Genomic DNA, 19,513 nt, shown 5'->3' on the forward strand with positions numbered 1-19,513 from the left:
TAAAGGGGTTGTCTTGTTTGGCAAAAAAGCTTTCTTTATTTGCGCTCACATGGCCCATTTTTATTGAATTGACGCTTCATATGTTGACGGGCAATGCCGATACGTTTATGCTCAGTCAATATGCTGATGAAGCGGTGGCGGCTGTCGGTGTTGCGAATCAACTATTGTTTATGGTCGTTGTCATGTTTGGTTTTATCGCGACCGGCACATCGATTTTAATTGCGCAATATGCTGGAGCAAATGATGAAAAAACAGCTTCCTATATTGGAGCGGCTTCCATTTGGGCGAATTTGTTATTTGGCGTCATATTAAGCATTGCGCTTTGGGCAGGAAGCGATCGTTTACTTCAACTAATGAACGTTCCACACGAGTTGATGGCTGATGCGCGTGCTTATTTATGGATTGTTGGTGGCTTTTCGTTTGTGCAAGCGCTTATTATGACGCTTGGCGCCATTTTACGTAGCTACGGGTTTACGCGCGATATGATGAATATTACAATTGGTGTCAACATATTAAACATCATCGGCAACTATTTCGTGTTGTTCGGACCGTTTGGCTTACCGGTTTTAGGTGTTGAAGGGGTCGCTTGGTCAACAACGATTAGCCGTATCATCGGGCTTGTCATTGGATTTTTGCTCATCATGAAACGTCTCCCGCACCCTCTCCCGCTTTTATCGAAAGAGGCGTTTGCATTTCGTTACATCAAACAATTATTAAAAATTGGCATCCCATCGGCTGGCGAGCATGTCGCTTACAATACGTCACAACTTGCCATCACCTATTTCATCACGATGCTTGGCACAGAGGCGTTAACGACGAGAGTATATACACAAAACATCATGATGTTTATTTTTTTATTTAGCGTCGCCATCGGGCAAGGGACGCAAATTATCGTCGGTCATCTCGTTGGGGCAGAACGCTTTCATGAAGCGTATACCCGTTGCTTACAAAGTTTGCGTCTGGCAGTCATCATTTCGTTTACGATGGCAGCGTTGTTTTCCGTTTTTTCTGATCAACTGTTTTCCATTTTCACAAGTAACAAACAGATGATTGAAATAGGCGGAACGCTCATTTTGCTCACGATGCTTCTTGAACCAGGGCGTTCGTTCAATCTCGTCATCATTAACTCTTTACGCGCGGCTGGCGACGTAAAATTTCCTGTCTACATCGGTATCGCATCGATGTGGGGGGTGAGCGTTCCGCTTGCTTATGTGCTTGGCATTTCGTTCGATCTCGGCTTAGTCGGTATCTGGCTCGCGTTTACTGCGGACGAATGGTTACGTGGCTTGCTCGTCTATTGGCGTTGGAAATCAAACGTATGGCGCACAAAATCGTTCGTCAAAAAGGAAGCGACAGCTTAACACCGAGCAAATGGTTCGCAACATTTTGTCCGCTAATGACAACCATCGGCGACCCGCCTCCTGGGTGGGTCGTCCCTCCAACAAAATACAATCCTTTCACTCGCCGACATGCATTCGACGGACGTAAAAACGTATCACGACGTCGATTGGACGCCATCCCATATAACGCCCCACGATATGCACCAAACTGTTCCGCAATATGAAGCGGAGTGATCACTTGTTCGATATCTGGTACAATGTCCAACCCATATGCCCGAAGCCTTTCATACACGAGCTGCTTATATGCTTGTTCATCGACTTGCATACGCCCATCTTTCGTAAGAGGCGGGGCATTCACTAACACAAACAAAGACGAACCTTCTTTCGTAAACGGCGGGGCGCAAACGTATATCGTCGGATGTTCGCTATACCGTCCGGCAAATAGATGATCAAACTCTTGCTTATAATGAGCGGAAAAGAAAACGTTGTGATGAGCTAAATCATCCCACGTTTGTTTTGTGCCAACTAACATGACAAATGCAGAAATAGACGGCTCAGCTCGTTCATACGAACGATCATGCGGATCGACGAGCTCACGATATGCCCTCAATAAATCAGCATTCATAATAACGACGTCCGCTTCCACCTTTTCCCCATCTTCAAGCTCGACTCCTTTTACCGTACCGTTTTTTACAATGACGCGTTTGACCGCCCGATTCGTATGTAACGTTGCCCCTGCTCGTTTCGCAAGCATCGCAAACGTATGAGCAATTCGAGCGTTTCCCCCTTCTACATAATATACGCCATCAACCATTTCTAAATAGGCGATCATCGCAAACGTCGCTGGCGCCATATACGGTGATGAACCAATGTACGTTGCGTAACGATCGTACGCTTGAATGACATGTTCATTTGTAAAATAACGGCTGAAAAAAGAATGAAGCGTTTCAAGCGGGCGAGCAGAAAAAAGAGCAGTCGCAAGCGATGGCGACATATAATCAACAAACGAGCGAAACATGCGCGGAAAAAAGTACGTTTTTGCGAGTTGATACAACCTCTCCACTTCGCGTAAAAAATCGTCGTATCGCAACGCCCCGATGCGATCCATTCGCGCAAGCTGCTCTTTCATATAGTCGCGATCGCTCGAAAGAAAAAACGTTGTGCCGTCTTCGTACACGTTTTTCGTATGGACAGCCAATTTCCGAAACGTCATGTAATCTTCAAGGCGCTCACCTGTTTGCTCAATGACGTGGCGAAACACAAACGGCATCGTAATCGTATTCGGCCCAAAATCAAAATAATAGTCGCCAAGTTGAACGGGCATTAACTTCCCGCCAAAATGGCGATTTTTTTCAAATAACTGCACATCCACACCGCGATGGGCGAGCGTCACAGCGGCAGACAACCCACCGAGCCCACCGCCAATAATGACGACTTTTTTCACGTGTACGTCCTCCCTTTCCATTCATAACGTTTCGCGCGCATCGACGCATACATTAATGCAATAAACGCCGCTGCGCTTATCGGCATCCAATAACACGTCGAAATCGAGCGCTCCGTCTTCCATTCGACATACGCTTTTTGAGCAATAACGATGATGAGTGGCGTCGCATACGCCGCTCCATACATAAATGACAACGGAGCAACAACGAGCGGTGCGACGTAAAATAGTCCGTAAAACATCGTGAGCATCACGACAAAAAACGGTGAGCGATTTAACCCGATATATACATTTTTTAAAAAACCTTCCCATACTTCTTTATTCGTTTCATACATATAACAAACAACATGTGTGCCTACGTTCGCAAGGATGACACGATACCGATGTTCTTTCATTTTGCGGGCAATCATTACATCTTCAACAAGCTCACTTTTTACAGACGCATGCCCACCAATCGCTTCATACGCCGCGCGTTCAAAAAACAAACACGCCCCATGCGCTGCGGTCGCCGAACGCATATGCGTATAATTTGCTAAAAATAAAGGCAAATGAAACAAAATAAAAAAATGTTGCAACGGCACGAGCCATTTGCCGATCAACGGAAGCGACGACGGATGAAACGATGGAAAACCCGTCACTAATTTCGCATCATACGCGGCTGCGACCGCCAACAATTTTTCAATGACTGCGGGCTTTAACTCGACATCCGCATCAATAAAAAATAAATACGCCCCTTTCGCCTGTTTCGCCAGTTGATGACACGCATGCACTTTCCCTACCCAACCGTTAGGAAGAGGCTTCCCTTGCCATATTTGAAAACGATCGTCCTCTTTCGTTTCTTTCAACAATAACTCATACGTACAATCGGTCGATTGGTCATCAAGAAGCAAAAATTCGACTGACTCATACGTCAACTGCTTTAACGAGCGCACGAGACGTACGACATTTCGCTCTTCATTGCGGAGTGGAACGAGCACGCTCACAAGCGGGCGAGCGACGATTTGTGGACGTTTCGGAAGCGAAATAAGAAACAAAGCGTTAAAAACGGTCCAAATGAAAAAACTTACCCACACCCCGATCATAACGCCCCTCCGTTCCAACGTGTAAACGATTGAAGCTGTTCACTCACAACGAACCTCTTCACTTCATCTAGTTGTGCGGTGCAAATGCGTTCGAGTTCAACCGTTTTTTCCTTCCGATCGCTTCCCGTCATACGAGCCGCCCATAGCGGCTCGCCAATATGAATAAACCATTCCGGCTTGCGATGATGGCGAAAACTATGGTAAAACGCAAGCGGTATGATCGGCACGTTCGCTCGTTCGGCTACATATATAGCTCCTGTAAAAAAATGAAGTGGACGTTTTTCGATATGTTGTTCTTCCCCTTGTGGAAACACCCAAACGCTGTTTCCATCGCGCAATAATGAAACAGCATAATCTAGCGACCTCATCATCTCTTTTCGTTTCGTCCGATCAATCGAAAAACCGCCAAGCTTACGAAAAAACGGATATTGTTTTAACCCTTCTTCACTCATCATCGCATAACTATTTTGTTGAAACAGAAAACGGCTCAATTGAAAGGCGATCAGTCCATCCCACCATGAACTATGGTTCGCCACATATAATGCGGGTGTGCGCACAACGTGTCCGCGTACGTATAGACGATGAAACGATGTGCGCAACAACCATGTGTTATAAAGGGAAAACATCCATGCAAACGAACGACTTTTTTTCGCTTCAATCATGCCGACCGTCTCCATTTCCAAAAAATAAACGTGGTAAGCGATAACCCAAGGAAGAAAGCACCATACAATTGTTCTAGTAAAGCAAGAAATAAAAACATCGCGTCAAGAAGGAAAAAAAGAGAAATCGCTCGTCGATCCGAACTTCCTTCACGCGCTGGAAAAATGAACAATAACCGATGAATAACAAACGCAACAACAAACCACCCAGCAAAATTTTGAAGCGGAACGTTATAATATACGCTCGTCTCTTCCCAAATCCAATATTGCTTTGCAACATAGGCAACCGGGTCAATAACTACATCTAATACAACCGCTAATGACGCACCAACAGCAGAAGCAACAAACGTCCTTGTTGGCGATACGAAACGTAATGCGAGTGCATGCGTACAACCGATCACGGCAAGCCAAGCGAACCCAATCGCTATCGGAACGCCAAATATGGTCATACCAAATTGATTCGTATAATCATATGAGCCAAAAATGAGACTATACGTCGCCCCAACATACTCCACCGCCATTGTACCAATGAAGATCGCAATCGTTGCGATGATCCCCCGTTGACCGTATCTTTCGATTAAAAATAATGCGCCAATCATTCCTGCGAGCATTAAAAAGACAACATTTGCCCATTCTAACCACGGTGGCAAAAGATGGAAACCGACAAGCACAAGTCCACATCCATACCAAATGAGAAAAAGGCGATATAAACGCTCACCCCACTTCAACGTTTTCTCCTCCTATTTGTTGCAACAATGCTTTTTTCTGCTCATCTGACACGAACGCCCGCTTCGTGAATACGTCGTATTGTTGCTCGCGAACAGCGTGTAAAATACTTTTGTACATCAATGTAGCTCCCCGTACGGCAAAACGTGCTGAAAGTGGGTAAAGCGAAAATGCCGCTTCGGCATACGCATATTTCTCTTCTGCCTTTTGTGCAATATGTTCCCATAAATCAATAAATGCGTTCGTCACCCGACCAAAAGCGATATCTTGTTCACTGACTTCATACATGTTCATCCATTCACGCGGTAAATAAATACGACCACGCGCCATATCTTCTCCGACGTCGCGCAAAATGTTCGTCAGTTGCATCGCTTCGCCAAGTGCGATGGCGCTTTCTTTTAACTGCTCGCGACGATGCGGGGCTAAAATCGGCAATAACATTAAGCCAACGGTACTTGCGACACAATAACAATAACGCAACAACTGGGGAAATGTATCATAACGATGAACAGTTAAATCCATTTTTTGTCCTTCAATCATATGCGAAAACGGTTCAGCGTCCATGTCATAGCGAGAAAATACGTCGCGAAGCGCTACCCACATAAAGTCATTTTCTGTATATCCACCTAAAAACGATTCCCACTGTTTTTCAAACTGCTGTAGTTCTTGATGTGGCTGTTTGCCTTCGTCAACAATATCATCGACGCGACGACAAAATGCGTAAATCGCCCAAATGGCATTGCGGTCATGTAACGGTAAAACGGAAAATGCACGATAAAACGTTTTCGAATGATATGCCGTCACCGCTTCACATTGCGCATACGCTTGCCTTATATTCATCATTCTCCACTCCAATCACGCGATATTTGTTGGGCACATAACTTTGCCCCTTGCATGACAACTGGTACCCCTCCACCGGGATGAATCGACGCACCAACGCCATATACGTTTTCGTAACGTGTCGACTTCACTTGTGGGCGAAATGGACCGGATTGAAATAACGTCGGTGCGATCCCAAACATGCCGCCATCATACAATCCTTCGTTGTGTGCATCGAGCGGCGTACGCACATGCATCCACTCGATCGCCTGCTTTATATTCGGAAACGCCCGTTTTTCTACTTCATCGACGATACGAGCAATCCAACGATCTTGTTTCGTCCAATCGATATGCCGCCCAGCTGGCACAGGAATGAGCACATACAACACGCTTTTCCCTTCAGGTGCTAACGAACGATCGACCGCTGACGGATAAAACGTATAAAATGACGGATCTTGCGGAACAACTTTCCGAACAAATACATCGTCCATATGTTGTTGAAAATCATGAGGTAAAAAAAATTGATGAATCGGCGCATTGTACGTTTTCCGAAGCCCTATATAAAGCAGTACACAGCTAGATGAAGGTGTCCATGTTCTTTTTTTCGTCATCATCGTCGGCTCATCTGTATTCATAACAAATGCATCAAAACGATATTTTTCTCCTTGTGCATAAAGCGCTTCTATTTTTGAACCGTTCACTTCATACCGCTCGACTTTCGTCTGCAGTCGGACGGTGACCCCCGCTTCTTCTAGCTTTCTTGCAAGTAAAGAAACGAGGCTTGCATACCCTCCTTTTACGTAATACACACCGTGCGCATGCTCGCTAAACGAAACGAGCGAATAAAGCGATGGCGTTGCATACGGATTGCCGCCAATATATAACGTTTGTAACGAATAAGCAAGCTGCAACCGTTCATCGTGAAAATAACGCGCCATACTCGTTTTCACAGATTGATAGGCGCGCATGCGCGAAAAAAGTGACAGCGTCTCTTTCGTAAAAAACGTTTTTTTCTTTATAAACGATGTTGTTAAAATGAGTCGATCACCTGTCGCAAAATATTCATTCATCTCGCGCATAAATCGGCTGAACCCTTCCTCTTCCCCCGGAAAAACACGAGCAATTTCTTGTTTTTGTCTTTCCACATCCGCATATTTTGTATACGATATGCCGTCTGCAAAATGAATCGTATACATCGGATCGCAGCGAACAAGCTCGTATTCATCTTCTGTTATACCAACATCGGAAAGGAAGGTGCGCAGCTTCTTTGGCAATAATACAATCGTTGGACCAGCATCGATCCGAAACCCGTCTCGCTCAATAAACGAAAGACGCCCACCAAGTCGATCGTTTTTCTCAAAAATCGTCACATGCGCCCCGCTCTTTGCCAGCAATAACGCCGTCATCATTCCACCAATTCCGCCACCGACAATGGCTATGTGCATTACGCTTCCCTCCGTTTCGGCAAAACACCAACAGGAATAAGCGGTTGACGATGAGCGTGCAATATGCCGTTTGCGGTAATGCGAGCCGATTCAAAAATCGTCGGCAAACCGCTTCCCGGATGCGTCCCTCCACCGACAAGCCAACAATGATTTAATTCTTCAAATTCGTTATGTGGACGAAACACCATCATTTGCGACAACTGATGCCCTAAGTTAAATGTCGCCCCTTCGTAAACGAACATGTCGTGCTCCCAGTCATGTGGGGTAATGATTTTTTCATATTCAACATGTTGTTCCATGCGACCCCATCCTAACTTTTTCGCGAGCGTATCCCATAGTTTTTGGCGAAACGGTTCTTTCTCTTTTTCCCAATCAATTCCACTCATATTGTTCGGCACAGGCGCTAAAATGTAAAGCGCACTTTTTCCTTTTGGTGCTACTGTCGCATCTGTGACGATCGCATTTTGTACGTAAATCGATGGATCATGTGGAATGACTTTTTCTTTCGTAATTTCATCGACATTTCGCTTATAATCATCCGCAAATATAATCGTATGATGGGCAAGATCCACCGGCTTGTTTATCCCGACATACATCATAAATGTCGAACATGAATATTTCTTTTGTTGCAATTTTTCTTTGCGATATTTGTTTAATACCCCATCATCAACGAAGTTTGTCATCGCATGAGCAAAATCAGCATTAATAATGACTTCATCAGCCGCCACTTTTTCACCGTTTTCTAATATGACGCCTTTCACCGTACGACCATCAAGCCAAAGCTTTTTTACTCCGGTGTTGACATACACGCGCCCTCCATATTCTTCAACGATGCGTGCCATCGCTTTTGGAATTTCATTTAATCCACCGATGACGTGATAAATGCCGTACGCATGTTCCATATACGATAAAATGGAAAATGCACCTGGACATTCCCACGGGGACATGCCTAAATATTTCGCTTGAAACGTAAATGCTAAACGAAGGCGCTCATCATGAAAATATCGGCTTAATATGTCGTATAGCGACTGTGATAACGTCAATTGCGGCAACGCTTTTAACACTGTCGGTCGCAAATAATGGTATAATCTATCCATTTTACTTTGCAAAATGGGAGCAAGCGCCTGCAACTTCCGCTCGTTTTCATTCATAAATCGCTCGTAACCATCTTCGTCCCCAGGAAATAGCGCAGCAATTTGCTCTTTCATTCGTTGTCGATTCATCGTCATCGTTAACTTCACATCGGGAAAAATAAGTTCATACATCGGATGTAACTCAACTAGTTTGACGTAGTCATGTATGTTTTTTCCTGAGGCTGTAAATAGTTCTTCAATAATATGAGGCATACTTAAAAATGTCGGACCGATGTCAAAGCGATACGGCCCAAGCTCGAATCGTCCATTTCGCCCACCTACGTAAGATTGTTTTTCAAATACGGAAACGTCATATCCTTTCGAGGCAAGCAACATCGCCGCAGCAAGCCCACCAGGTCCCGCACCAACGACAACAATTTTTTTCACGTTATCCACTCCATTAAACAAAAGTTATACAAACATTATACAAGATAATAAGAAAACAAGAAAGAAAAAAGACAGCCGTTTTTAGCTGTCTTTTAAATGAATGTTGTAATGCTCAAACCATTCGTGAAATTGAATGAAATACGCTAAAAGTTGCGGACCAGACATGAGTTGACCGAACCATGGGATGCGGAACGAATTTCCTTTTGTCTCAACTAATTGTTTTAACTTCTTTTCATCAAACAATTCGTACAAAACGGATGAACGATTTGTTAAAATCGTCTCTAACCGTTCTGCAACGATGTCGGTATAACGCGGATGATGCGTTTTTGGATACGGACTTTTTTTCCGATACAAAACGTCATCGGGCAAAATCCCTTCCAATGCCTTACGCAAAATACCTTTTTCACGATTGTTATGCATTTTCATCTCCCACGGAATGTTCCATACATACTCCACGAGACGATGATCGGCGAACGGCACGCGCACTTCTAAACTTGCCGCCATGCTCATGCGATCTTTTCGATCTAACAGTGTCGTCATAAACCAAACCATATTTAAATAAAATAATTCGCGGCGGCGCGCTTCTTCCGCGCTTTCTCCGTCTGCGTGAGGAACTTCACGAAGCGTTTCTGTATAACGCATATGTGCATACTCATGAAGGGGCAGTTTTTCTCGCCACGTTTCATTGAGAAGATCGAACCGTTCATGTAACGACCGCATCCACGGAAATCCGTCACGCTCGAAGTCTTCTTTTCTATGAAACCACGGATAACCTCCAAAAATTTCGTCGGCACATTCACCCGACAAACTAACGACAAACTGTTGCTTAATCTGACGGCAAAACCAGAGAAGTGATGAATCAATATCCGCCATCCCTGGTAAATCGCGAGCGATCACCGCCGCTTGTAATTCATCAGCTAACTGTTGTTGCGAAATGACACACGTATGATGAACGGTTTGAAACGCATCGGACATTTGCTTAATCCACGGCCCGTCGCTGTTCGGCTGAAAGGCGTTGGCTGTAAAATATTGTTCGTTTTCTTCGTAATCAATCGAATACGTATGAAGCGGTCCTTTTCCTTCTCGTTCAAACGCCTGCGCTGCAATCGCTGTAATGGCGCTTGAGTCGACGCCACCTGACAAAAACGTACACACAGGAACATCCGACACAAGTTGACGTGTAATCGCATCAATAAGCAATGTTCGAATATGCTCGACCGTCTCATCGAACGAATGCACATGCGGTATGCTTTGTACGTTCCAATAACGCCATTTCTGCACGCCACGTTTGGCAACAATCATCGCATGGGCCGATCGCAGTTCATGAATCGTTCGAAAGACGCCATGCCCCGGGGTGCGTGACGGACCAAGCGCTAAAATTTCGCACAAACTTTCGCGATCAATTTCCGCTCGAACGTTTGGATGCGCCAAAATCGCTTTAATTTCTGAAGCGAATAAAAACTCTCCTTGTTCATAGCGATAAAAGAGCGGTTTGACCCCTAGACGATCGCGCGCTAAAAATAGCTGCTTTCGTTCACCATCCCACACCGCAAACGCGAAAATGCCATTTAAATAGTCGACACATTGTTCACGCCATTCCATATATGCCGTAAGCAACACTTCTGTATCCGAATGTCCTTGAAACGTATATCCTTTTTTCAATAACTGCTTGCGAATATCTTCCGTATTATACAGTTCGCCATTATAACAAATCGTATAATCATAGCCGTTTTTCGTTCGCGTCATCGGTTGAACGCCACCTGCTGGATCGACAACGACAAGCCGCTTATGTCCAAATGCAACATGGTCATCAAGCCATACATTCGTATCATCCGGCCCTCGAAAAGAGAGCGTATTGGCCATCTTGAGCACCGTTTCTTTCTCTTGATGTAAACGACGTCCAAAATGAACCCATCCGGTAATTCCGCACACGTCAATCATTCCCTTCTGTTGTGAACAAGTATGAAGCATGCTTTTATTTTATGCATCGTTTATATAAATGATGAGTTGTCTATAATGGCGTACGGAGGGAATTGACACAAAAAGGAGGGAAACGAATGGATCGCCTTACAACATTGCGCACACAAAAACGTGCTTACATCTATGGTGTTGTTGAACAAGTAAATGGCGAATGGGTGTTTTTTGATGAAGATGATGAAGCGCATGAGTTCATCAGTTTGCCTGAAGAAGTGGAATTGTTTCGCTTCGGTCAATGGGTGAAAGGATGGCTCGGGGAACATGGAGACATATATATGTCGGAACGTTATACATTAAAAAACGGTGATCGTCTTCGCTACATGAAACCGTTGTCGCACGCATACGAACAATGGCTCGCTCAGCTACCCGATCACGCGTTTTTCCATTTTATTCATTTAATTAACGAATGGAATTTTTCGGTATATGACTGTTTGTATTGTTATAACTACATGTTATTTGCTGAAAAAGGGGTGAATTTTTTAATGTTCGACAACTCGCTCGACATGTGTAACGTCCAACATTATTTTGATGGGAAACAACACCGTTTCGAGCTGACATTGCAAACAGGAAAAAAAATGATTGGTGTACAACTCGATCATTGAATGATGGATTCGCTTCCTTGCAGCACTTGTTGTTCAAACCGTTCGGCAGGAAGTGGTTTAAAAATGGCGTATCCTTGCGCATAATGGCATTTTAATCGTCTCAATAATTTAATTTGTTCAGCCGTTTCTACCCCTTCTGCGACAACTTTTAAGCGCAAGCCGTGCCCCATCGTAATAATTGATTTGACGATCGCAATATCCGAGCGATCTTTATGAAGCTGATAAATAAACGATCGGTCAATTTTTAACGTGTTAATCGGCAAATCTTTTAAGTAACTAAGCGATGAATAGCCTGTGCCAAAATCATCGATCGACACATGGACACCAAGCTGTTGCAGTTTTTTCATGACGTGGATACTGTAATACATATTGCGCAACATCGAACTTTCCGTTAATTCTAAATGTAAACAATGCGCGGGCAGTTGCGATTGTTTGAGCGCTTGTTGGACGTCTTCAAAAAATGTCGGATGTTGAAATTGCGAAGCGGATACGTTGACTGAAATTATTAACGAACGAAAGCCGAGATCGTGCCATTTTTTCGTTTGCATGCACGCTTCAGTAAGCACCCAACGCCCGAGGTCATGGATGAAACCAATTTCTTCAGCGATCGGAATAAACTCAAGTGGAGAAACAAGACCAATTTTCGGATGTTTCCAACGTAACAACGCTTCGCTCCCAATAATTTTTCCAGACATTAAATCGAGAAGCGGTTGATAAACGAGAAAACATTCATTTTTATCGAGCGCTTTTCGTAAATATCGTTCCAGCTCGACACGATGCAACACTTGTTCATTCATTTTTGTCGCGTACAATTTCACATTGTTGCCACCGTTTTGTTTCGCTCGATTGACCGCTGTATCCGCATTTTTTAATAGCGACTGCGCATCTACACCATCCGTTGGATAAAAACTGACACCAACGCTTGCGGTTAAAAAAAACTCTTTTTCTTCATACACAATCGGTAAAGCAATATGCTGAAGCAATGTTTTCGCCCATTCGACGACCGCTTGCACATCCGTTTGTTTCGTCAACAATAAACTAAACTTATCTCCGCCAAAACGACCGAAATGCGCCCCAGATGGCAATATATTTTTTATTCGCTCCACGATCTGCTTTAATATTTCATCTCCTCCGTAATGACCGATCGTATCGTTCACGATTTTGAATCGATCCATATCAATAAACAATACTGCAAGGGAATCCCCTTTTTCTTTCGCTTTGTCAATTGCGCTTTTCACCATGTTTGTAAATTGCAGTCGATTCGGTAGCCCCGTGTCAATATCGTGATATGCAATATATTTGATATGTTCTTCCGCGCGCTTTTGTTCAGTAATGTCACGTCCGATGCCGTAAATACCAACCTTGTTTCCGTCAACGATAATCGGAACGTTTTTAATTTGGAATAAATATACCTCTCCTGATTTCGCTGGAATTTCTAAATTGTATTGTTGCACCTTCCCTTTTAGTGCACGATAAAAATAGCGACGCACGCGCGGAATGTCTTCTTTTTTAATGTAATCAAGCGAGTTTGTATGCAAAATTTCGTCTGCTTTATACCCAAATACTCGTTCAAATGCAGGATTGACACTTGTGAAATTACCTTCTAAATCAGTGGAATATACAATGTCTGGATTGTGTTCAAATAAGGAGCGGTAATATTGTTCAGATATTTTCATTTTTTGACGCATTTCGTCTAAATCCGCTCGACATTCGTCAAAAACGAGGGCACAGATGACTGCTATTTCCGATGCATCCCCAATCATCGGAAACAACTTTGCTTGGGGTAAATGATGTTGCACGTATTGTTCGACTTGCATGCGAAACGAAGGAGAAAGCGAAGAAACGAAAATCGTTAGTTGGTCATACTCATATAAACGATAGTCACTTACCCACCGTTCCCAATCCGCAAACGTGTTGCAAACTGTTTGAAATAATTTCATCCCCTTTTTCCCACTCTTTCTTTCTCTTTATAATATTTTTTCAATTATTAATCAATTTGTATTATAGCACATTTCCATATGATAGAAAAAGAAAAAAGTTGGCGAATATGCCAACTTTACGAAAAGAATGAAAAACCAAACGGCAATTTAAAGCCAAGGTATAGCACAACGACGAAAGCTACGATGAACTGAAGCCAAAGAACGTTCGTATTTTTCCCTTTTGCTGTCCGAACGAGAATCATTTCCATCGTTCCGATGACCCATAAGCCGACGATCACTTTGACGATATACAGAAACGGAAATGAGGACATGCTATGTAAAATCCACGCACCTGTCGCAATAATCAAAATGTAAAACAGGCGCAACAACATGTGTACCATTTTTGTTTTTTCATGCCCCTTAGCTTGAAAAGAGATCGCAACGACAAATAAAATGAGCGCAACGACCCACGTTGTAATATGTGCATGTGTCATAACCATGCTCCTTTCTTTCTCAAATTCATATATGCCTATGATAGCACGTCTGTATATGAATTGAAAAAGAAAACGCTCGCCTTTTCTATTTACTTTCTATATGCACTTCAAGTATGTTATATATGTGACTATCGAAATAGGAGGGATTGACGTGAAAACAGCACAAATTATCGAACTAACAGAAAAATACGGAGCAAATAACTATCATCCACTCCCAGTCGTCTTATCAAAAGGCGAAGGTGTATGGGTAGAAGACCCAGAAGGTAATCGTTATATGGATATGTTAAGCGCTTACTCAGCGGTCAACCAAGGACATCGCCATCCGCGCATCGTACAAGCGCTTATTGAACAAGCTAATAAAATTACATTAACATCGCGCGCATTCCATAACGACCAGCTCGGTCCATGGTATGAAAAAGTGGCAAAATTAACAAAAAAAGAGATGGTTTTACCGATGAACACAGGGGCAGAAGCGGTCGAAACAGCTGTGAAAGCAGCGCGGCGCTGGGCATATGACGTCAAAGGCGTTCCTGCTGATCAAGCGGAAATTATCGTTTGTGAAGATAACTTCCACGGTCGGACGATGACAGCAGTGTCGATGTCATCGAACCCAGAATATAAACGCGGATTCGGTCCGATGCTTCCGGGCATTAAAGTCATTCCGTTCGGTGATGTCGAAGCACTTAAACAAGCCATTACACCAAATACAGCCGCGTTTATTTTTGAGCCAATTCAAGGGGAAGCAGGCATTAACATTCCACCAGAAGGATTTTTAAAAGCCGCCTATGACGTATGTAAACAACATAACGTGTTATACATTGCCGACGAAATTCAATCCGGGCTTGGTCGCTCTGGTAAAATGTTTGCATGCGATTGGGAAGAAATTGAACCAGATATGTACATTCTCGGTAAGGCGCTCGGTGGTGGCGTATTCCCAATTTCATGCGTAGCCGCAAATCGCGACATTCTTGGCGTATTTAATCCGGGCTCGCACGGATCGACATTCGGTGGCAATCCGCTCGCTTGCGCTGTTTCGATCGCTGCGCTTGATGTCATCATCGAGGAAAAATTACCAGAGCGTTCATTGGAGCTCGGTCAATATTTCCAAGAAAAATTGCGCGAAATCAACCATCCAGATATTAAAGAAGTGCGCGGCAGAGGATTGTTTATCGGCGTTGAATTACACGTCCCAGCGCGTCCATATTGCGAAAAACTGCAACAAGAAGGGCTATTATGTAAAGAAACGCACGATACGGTTATTCGCTTTGCCCCTCCGCTCGTCATTACAAAAGAAGAGCTCGACTGGGCGATTGAAAAAGTGAAAAAAGTATTTGAACAGTAAAAAGCTGGGATATCCCAGCTTTTTATTTCACGACATTTCGTAACGTTCCAATTTGCTCAATTGTAATTTCAATCACATCCCCCGACTGTAAAAAGCGCGGCGGATTCATTCCTTTTCCAACACCAGCTGGCGTTCCTGTCGCAATCACATCCCCCGGCTCTAACGTCATCCCTTTCGACAACGTCGCAATGATTGTTGGAATGTCGAAAATAAATTGCGCTGTCGTTGCCGATTGTCTCACTTCACCATTTACTTTCGTTTCAATATGTAACGCATGCGGCTCAGCAATTGCCGACCGATGAACGATCCACGGTCCCATCGGACATGACGTATCTAAGCTTTTACCAAGTAAATATTGTTTATGTCGTTCTTGCAAATCGCGCGCCGTCACATCGTTTACAATCGTATAACCAAATACGTAATCGAGCGCCTGTTCTTTCGGGATCGCTTTTCCCTTCTTCCCAATCACAATCGCAAGCTCTCCTTCATAATCTAGCTGATCGGTCACATCCGCATGGCGTAAAATCGGTGCCTCATGCCCGATCACTGTCGTTGGCGCTTTCGAAAATACAATCATATTTTCGCGATCCGCTACGCCTCCCATTTCTTGCGCATGATCGGCATAATTTTTTCCGATGCAAAAAATGTTTTTTGTCGGACGTGGAATCGGCGCAAGCAACTGCACATCATGAAGATCATACGTCCACTCTCGCTGTGCGCGCTCAAGCACACGCTGCACTTTTTCAATAAACGATTCGCCAAGTTCGAGACATTCGATCATCGTATTCGGTATCGTTTCATCCGCTTTCGATAAATGAACGACCTTCTTCCCATGAACAACCCCTACAAACACATCCGATCCAGCGTGCGCTGTAACAAATTTCATGTCCTCATCCCCTCTTTTGTATGATCGAACATCATTATGTTCTCTTTTTCATAGCTAAACTCCTTTGAAAAAAAAATCATTTTTCAGCACATTATCCTATTTCCTTTTTCTTTATAATATGTATAATAGTTTATACACGCAGTCATTTACAGACTGTTGACGAAAATGAAAAATGTTGGTGAATCTTATGTCTCTTTCCCTCATCGAAAAGAAAAGACGACAATTAATTGAATTGGCGCAAATGTACGGTTTTTCTGCGAAGGAAACGATCCAATGCAGCCAAGAGCTTGACGAATTGTTAAATAAGCATTTGAAAGAAGCCGTGCTTTTTCATAAAGAAAAAGAGGACAAGCCGTGTACGACATGATCTGTTCATGTCGTTTTCTTTTTTCCGTACGTCATCCATCGCCATACGCGTTCCAGCGGGCCGATCGTATGTTTTTTCAGCCACCAATGACTCAAACATATTTGCATGACATATACAACGAGTGCGATAGCGAGCGCTTGTTTTGGCGTTACTTTCCCATATAAGCCGAAGCCATATGAATAAAAAATGGTCGTGCAAACGACGGATTGCATCAAATAGTTCGTGAACGCCATTTTGCCGACAGGCGCAAAAAAACGAATCACTTTCTCTGTCACAAACGAAAACGCGGTCAAATAAAACAGGGCGAGCGCAGGACCTCCGATCATATCTTGGGCATACTCGGTTACGATATTTTTTTCGACATACGGAAGCCATTTGAAAGCCATGCCAATAATAAACGAGCCGATGCACCATTTTCGGATCGTTGCGCGATGTCGGTTGACGTCATGAAACCATTTTTCTTTTGCGATAAATGCCCCAAATAAAAAAAATGGGAAAATCGTTAAAATAAAAATGAATGCTTGTGTCAATGAGTTGACGTACAACCAATCATATGCTCGCTGCATAAAAATTTGTTCCCACGTGCCTTGTTGATAATTTGCGATCGCCTGCTTTGCCAGCTCTGGCTCTGAAAAATCGACATCACCGCTCATTTTCCACATCAGCCACATGAGTACGGTGGAACCGAAAGCCCAACTGCTCCAAAGCGAAAGCGCCCAGTTACGCAACGTTTTTGCGCTCGCTTGAAAAAACGGAAAAAGAAACAAACCAACGATCGCATACCCGATTAAAATATCGCCATGCCAAATAAAAAACGCATGAATCATACCAAATAACAACAGCGCAAGCAATCGGCGCAAAAAAATCACTTGAAACCGCTCGCCACCTTTTTCAAGCATGATCCACGCTCCCCAGCCGAACAACAACGAAAAAAGCGGATAAAAGCTCGCTTGCACAAATATATCTACAAATACAAGCAGGAAACGATCAACCCCATCTTTCGCAAACACCGTAGCATCGACATACATCGTCGGAAGCGAAAAATCAAGAACGTTCACAAGCAAAATGCCGAATAACGCCACCCCGCGCACCGCATCAATGATTGAAATACGCATCTTTTCCCTCCTTTTCCATTTCAGCGTAAAGAAAAAAGAGCCGTCTGTCAATCGACAACGGCTCTTTCTCATTAATTCACATATCTTCCTGTCTTCCCTATTGATTGCCAATATTCGTTGCGTAAATGTACTTTTTGAATTTTTCCTGATGCGGTTTTTGGCAATTCTTGAACGAATGTCACACCGGTAATCGCTTTAAAATGAGCAAGTTTTTCACGTGAGAAAGCGATGAGTTCTTGTTCGGTCACTTCTTTTCCAGGACGGACAACGACAAACGCATGCGGCGTTTCGCCCCATTTTTCATGCGGAACAGCAATCACTGCCGCCTCTAACACCGCTGGATGCTCGTACAACACCCCTTCGACTTCAATCGATGAAATGTTTTCCCCACCGCTAATAATAATATCTTTTTTCCGATCGACGATGTCGATATTTCCGTATGCATCAATCGTCGCCATATCTCCTGTATGCAGCCAACCGTTGCGAATCGTCTCCATCGTTGCCTCTGGGTTTTTCCAATAGCCTGCCATCACACCGTTGCTGCGCACAATGACTTCTCCGATCGACTTTCCGTCGCGCGGCACTTCTTCCCCATGCTCATTGACGACTTTCACTTCACAGCCAATCATCGCATAACCTGCTTTCGCTTTCATACGATATTGATCGCTAAGCGGTAAATGTTGCAAATGCGAACGGACGGTAGAAACCGTGCTTAATGGCGATGATTCCGTCATGCCGTACACTTGAATAAACTCCCAACCTAATTCTTTTTCAACACGCGTGACAAATGCTGGCGGCGGAGCAGAACCTGCAATGACGACACGCACATCATGCTCAATTGTCGGCACGTGTTGCTCATAATATTGCAACAACGTATTTAACACCGTTGGCGCCATATGCATAACGGTCACTTTATATTTATTGACGTATTCGAAAATGACTTCAGGAATCGCTTTACGCAAGCAAACGTGCGTCGCTCCGTTCGCTGTATAGTAAAACGGTGCCCCCCATCCGTTTACGTGGAACATCGGCAAAATATGCAAATATACATCCCGATCCGACACGCGTAAATGGTGCATCGTACTTAACGCATGCAAATAGTTGTTGCGATGGGTCAACATGACCCCTTTTGGATTTCCCGTCGTTCCGCTCGTATATAACAAACTACATACGTCGTTTTCATCGATATCCGGACGAGCAAACGGCTCTGTCGTATATTGAGCAAGCCATGTATCGTAAGCGATTTCAGCAATGTCGTCCGTTTTGCCGTGCACAATGATATGCTCAACTGTTTGCAACTCGTTTTTGACTGGCGCAATTAAATGATACAACTCCGCATCAACAAACAACACTTTACTTTCGCTATGGTTTAAAATAAATACGTAATCGTCTGGCTTTAAACGAATGTTTAACGGTACCATGATCGCCCCTGTTTGAAACACCCCATAAAACCCTTCAAGCATTTCTAACGTATTTGGAGCTAAATAAGCGACACGATCTCCTTTTTTCACTCCGATATCGCTTAACCCGTGCGACAATTGGTTCACACGTTCATACAGCTCGCGATACGTCAACGATTGTTCTTCGCTAATGACGCCGACTTTATCCCCATAAAGCGATACGGCGCGATCTAAAAAATGCGTTAATACTAATGGCACATTCATCCCCATTCCCCCCATTTTTATCTAAAAATTATCATTTTTCAGAAATATTATAACATATCTTTCTTTTTGTGGAGCACATTTCTTTCGTTGTTTTCATATGATTGGATAAGGGAAA

General features: G+C 43.7%; 17 protein-coding genes. 4 read left to right on the forward strand and 13 right to left on the reverse strand.

Annotated elements, in window-relative coordinates; translation table 11 throughout:
* The first annotated feature begins 17 nt into the window (after window positions 1–17).
* On the forward strand, window positions 18–1,361 hold the full coding sequence (locus ES017_RS02785) for an MATE family efflux transporter (protein WP_483296335.1): 1,344 nt from the start codon (window positions 18–20) through the stop codon (window positions 1,359–1,361).
* Here ES017_RS02785 and ES017_RS02790 read toward each other — a convergent pair.
* The 8 genes from ES017_RS02790 to asnB form a co-directional block, all read right to left on the reverse strand.
* On the reverse strand, window positions 1,339–2,805 hold the full coding sequence (locus tag ES017_RS02790) for a phytoene desaturase family protein (RefSeq protein ID WP_171334735.1): 1,467 nt from the start codon (window positions 2,803–2,805) through the stop codon (window positions 1,339–1,341). The two genes, ES017_RS02785 and ES017_RS02790, sit on opposite strands and share 23 nt — an antisense overlap.
* On the reverse strand, window positions 2,781–3,863 hold the full coding sequence (locus ES017_RS02795) for a glycosyltransferase family 2 protein (RefSeq protein WP_171334736.1): 1,083 nt from the start codon (window positions 3,861–3,863) through the stop codon (window positions 2,781–2,783). Before ES017_RS02795 ends, ES017_RS02790 begins: the two co-directional genes overlap by 25 nt.
* Window positions 3,860–4,525 (reverse strand): lysophospholipid acyltransferase family protein, encoded by a 666-nt coding sequence (locus ES017_RS02800; protein ID WP_171334737.1) that lies wholly within the window; start codon window positions 4,523–4,525, stop codon window positions 3,860–3,862. The genes ES017_RS02795 and ES017_RS02800 overlap by 4 nt, the downstream gene beginning before the upstream one ends.
* Window positions 4,522–5,250, reverse strand: coding sequence for a carotenoid biosynthesis protein (locus ES017_RS02805; RefSeq protein WP_171334738.1), 729 nt, complete (start codon window positions 5,248–5,250; stop codon window positions 4,522–4,524). Before ES017_RS02805 ends, ES017_RS02800 begins: the two co-directional genes overlap by 4 nt.
* Complete coding sequence (locus tag ES017_RS02810) at window positions 5,237–6,088, reverse strand: phytoene/squalene synthase family protein (protein WP_171334764.1); 852 nt, start codon at window positions 6,086–6,088, stop codon at window positions 5,237–5,239. Before ES017_RS02810 ends, ES017_RS02805 begins: the two co-directional genes overlap by 14 nt.
* On the reverse strand, window positions 6,088–7,512 hold the full coding sequence (locus ES017_RS02815; RefSeq protein ID WP_171334739.1) for a phytoene desaturase family protein: 1,425 nt from the start codon (window positions 7,510–7,512) through the stop codon (window positions 6,088–6,090). The genes ES017_RS02810 and ES017_RS02815 overlap by 1 nt, the downstream gene beginning before the upstream one ends.
* Window positions 7,512–9,032, reverse strand: a complete 1,521-nt coding sequence (locus tag ES017_RS02820) for a phytoene desaturase family protein (protein ID WP_171334740.1) — start codon at window positions 9,030–9,032, stop codon at window positions 7,512–7,514. Before ES017_RS02820 ends, ES017_RS02815 begins: the two co-directional genes overlap by 1 nt.
* A gap of 81 nt (window positions 9,033–9,113) precedes the next feature.
* The gene (gene asnB, locus ES017_RS02825) at window positions 9,114–10,964 is read right to left on the reverse strand and encodes an asparagine synthase (glutamine-hydrolyzing) (RefSeq protein WP_171334765.1); all 1,851 of its coding nucleotides are present in this window, start codon (window positions 10,962–10,964) and stop codon (window positions 9,114–9,116) included.
* Window positions 10,965–11,089: 125 nt separating this feature from the next.
* Between asnB and ES017_RS02830 the strand changes: the two genes are divergently transcribed.
* A complete protein-coding gene (locus ES017_RS02830) occupies window positions 11,090–11,611 on the forward strand; it encodes a DUF2777 family protein (protein ID WP_055440491.1) in 522 nt (173 codons plus the stop codon).
* On the opposite strand, the gene ES017_RS02835 is transcribed toward ES017_RS02830, so the two are convergent.
* Window positions 11,605–13,551, reverse strand: a complete 1,947-nt coding sequence (locus ES017_RS02835; protein ID WP_171334741.1) for a putative bifunctional diguanylate cyclase/phosphodiesterase — start codon at window positions 13,549–13,551, stop codon at window positions 11,605–11,607. The two genes, ES017_RS02830 and ES017_RS02835, sit on opposite strands and share 7 nt — an antisense overlap.
* Before the next feature lie 116 nt (window positions 13,552–13,667).
* Window positions 13,668–14,024 (reverse strand): YisL family protein, encoded by a 357-nt coding sequence (locus ES017_RS02840; RefSeq protein WP_171334742.1) that lies wholly within the window; start codon window positions 14,022–14,024, stop codon window positions 13,668–13,670.
* 100 nt (window positions 14,025–14,124) lie between these two features.
* Between ES017_RS02840 and ES017_RS02845 the strand changes: the two genes are divergently transcribed.
* Window positions 14,125–15,366, forward strand: a complete 1,242-nt coding sequence (locus ES017_RS02845) for an ornithine--oxo-acid transaminase (protein WP_171334743.1) — start codon at window positions 14,125–14,127, stop codon at window positions 15,364–15,366.
* Between the two features lie 22 nt (window positions 15,367–15,388).
* Here the strand turns inward: ES017_RS02845 and ES017_RS02850 are convergent, their stop codons facing one another.
* On the reverse strand, window positions 15,389–16,252 hold the full coding sequence (locus tag ES017_RS02850) for a fumarylacetoacetate hydrolase family protein (protein WP_171334744.1): 864 nt from the start codon (window positions 16,250–16,252) through the stop codon (window positions 15,389–15,391).
* Between the two features lie 187 nt (window positions 16,253–16,439).
* Between ES017_RS02850 and ES017_RS02855 the strand changes: the two genes are divergently transcribed.
* The gene (locus ES017_RS02855; protein WP_035046237.1) at window positions 16,440–16,619 is read left to right on the forward strand and encodes an aspartyl-phosphate phosphatase Spo0E family protein; all 180 of its coding nucleotides are present in this window, start codon (window positions 16,440–16,442) and stop codon (window positions 16,617–16,619) included.
* Between the two features lie 5 nt (window positions 16,620–16,624).
* Here the strand turns inward: ES017_RS02855 and ES017_RS02860 are convergent, their stop codons facing one another.
* Together ES017_RS02860 and ES017_RS02865 are read right to left on the reverse strand one after the other, a co-directional pair.
* Window positions 16,625–17,734: a DUF418 domain-containing protein gene (locus tag ES017_RS02860; protein ID WP_171334745.1), complete on the reverse strand. Its 1,110-nt coding sequence runs from the start codon at window positions 17,732–17,734 to the stop codon at window positions 16,625–16,627.
* A gap of 71 nt (window positions 17,735–17,805) precedes the next feature.
* Window positions 17,806–19,398 (reverse strand): long-chain-fatty-acid--CoA ligase, encoded by a 1,593-nt coding sequence (locus ES017_RS02865; RefSeq protein WP_171334746.1) that lies wholly within the window; start codon window positions 19,396–19,398, stop codon window positions 17,806–17,808.
* Window positions 19,399–19,513: the final 115 nt, after the last annotated feature.

Origin of the sequence: Anoxybacillus sp. EFIL (genome assembly GCF_013096955.1) — a bacterium.
GTDB classification, from domain to species: domain Bacteria; phylum Bacillota; class Bacilli; order Bacillales; family Anoxybacillaceae; genus Anoxybacillus; species Anoxybacillus ayderensis.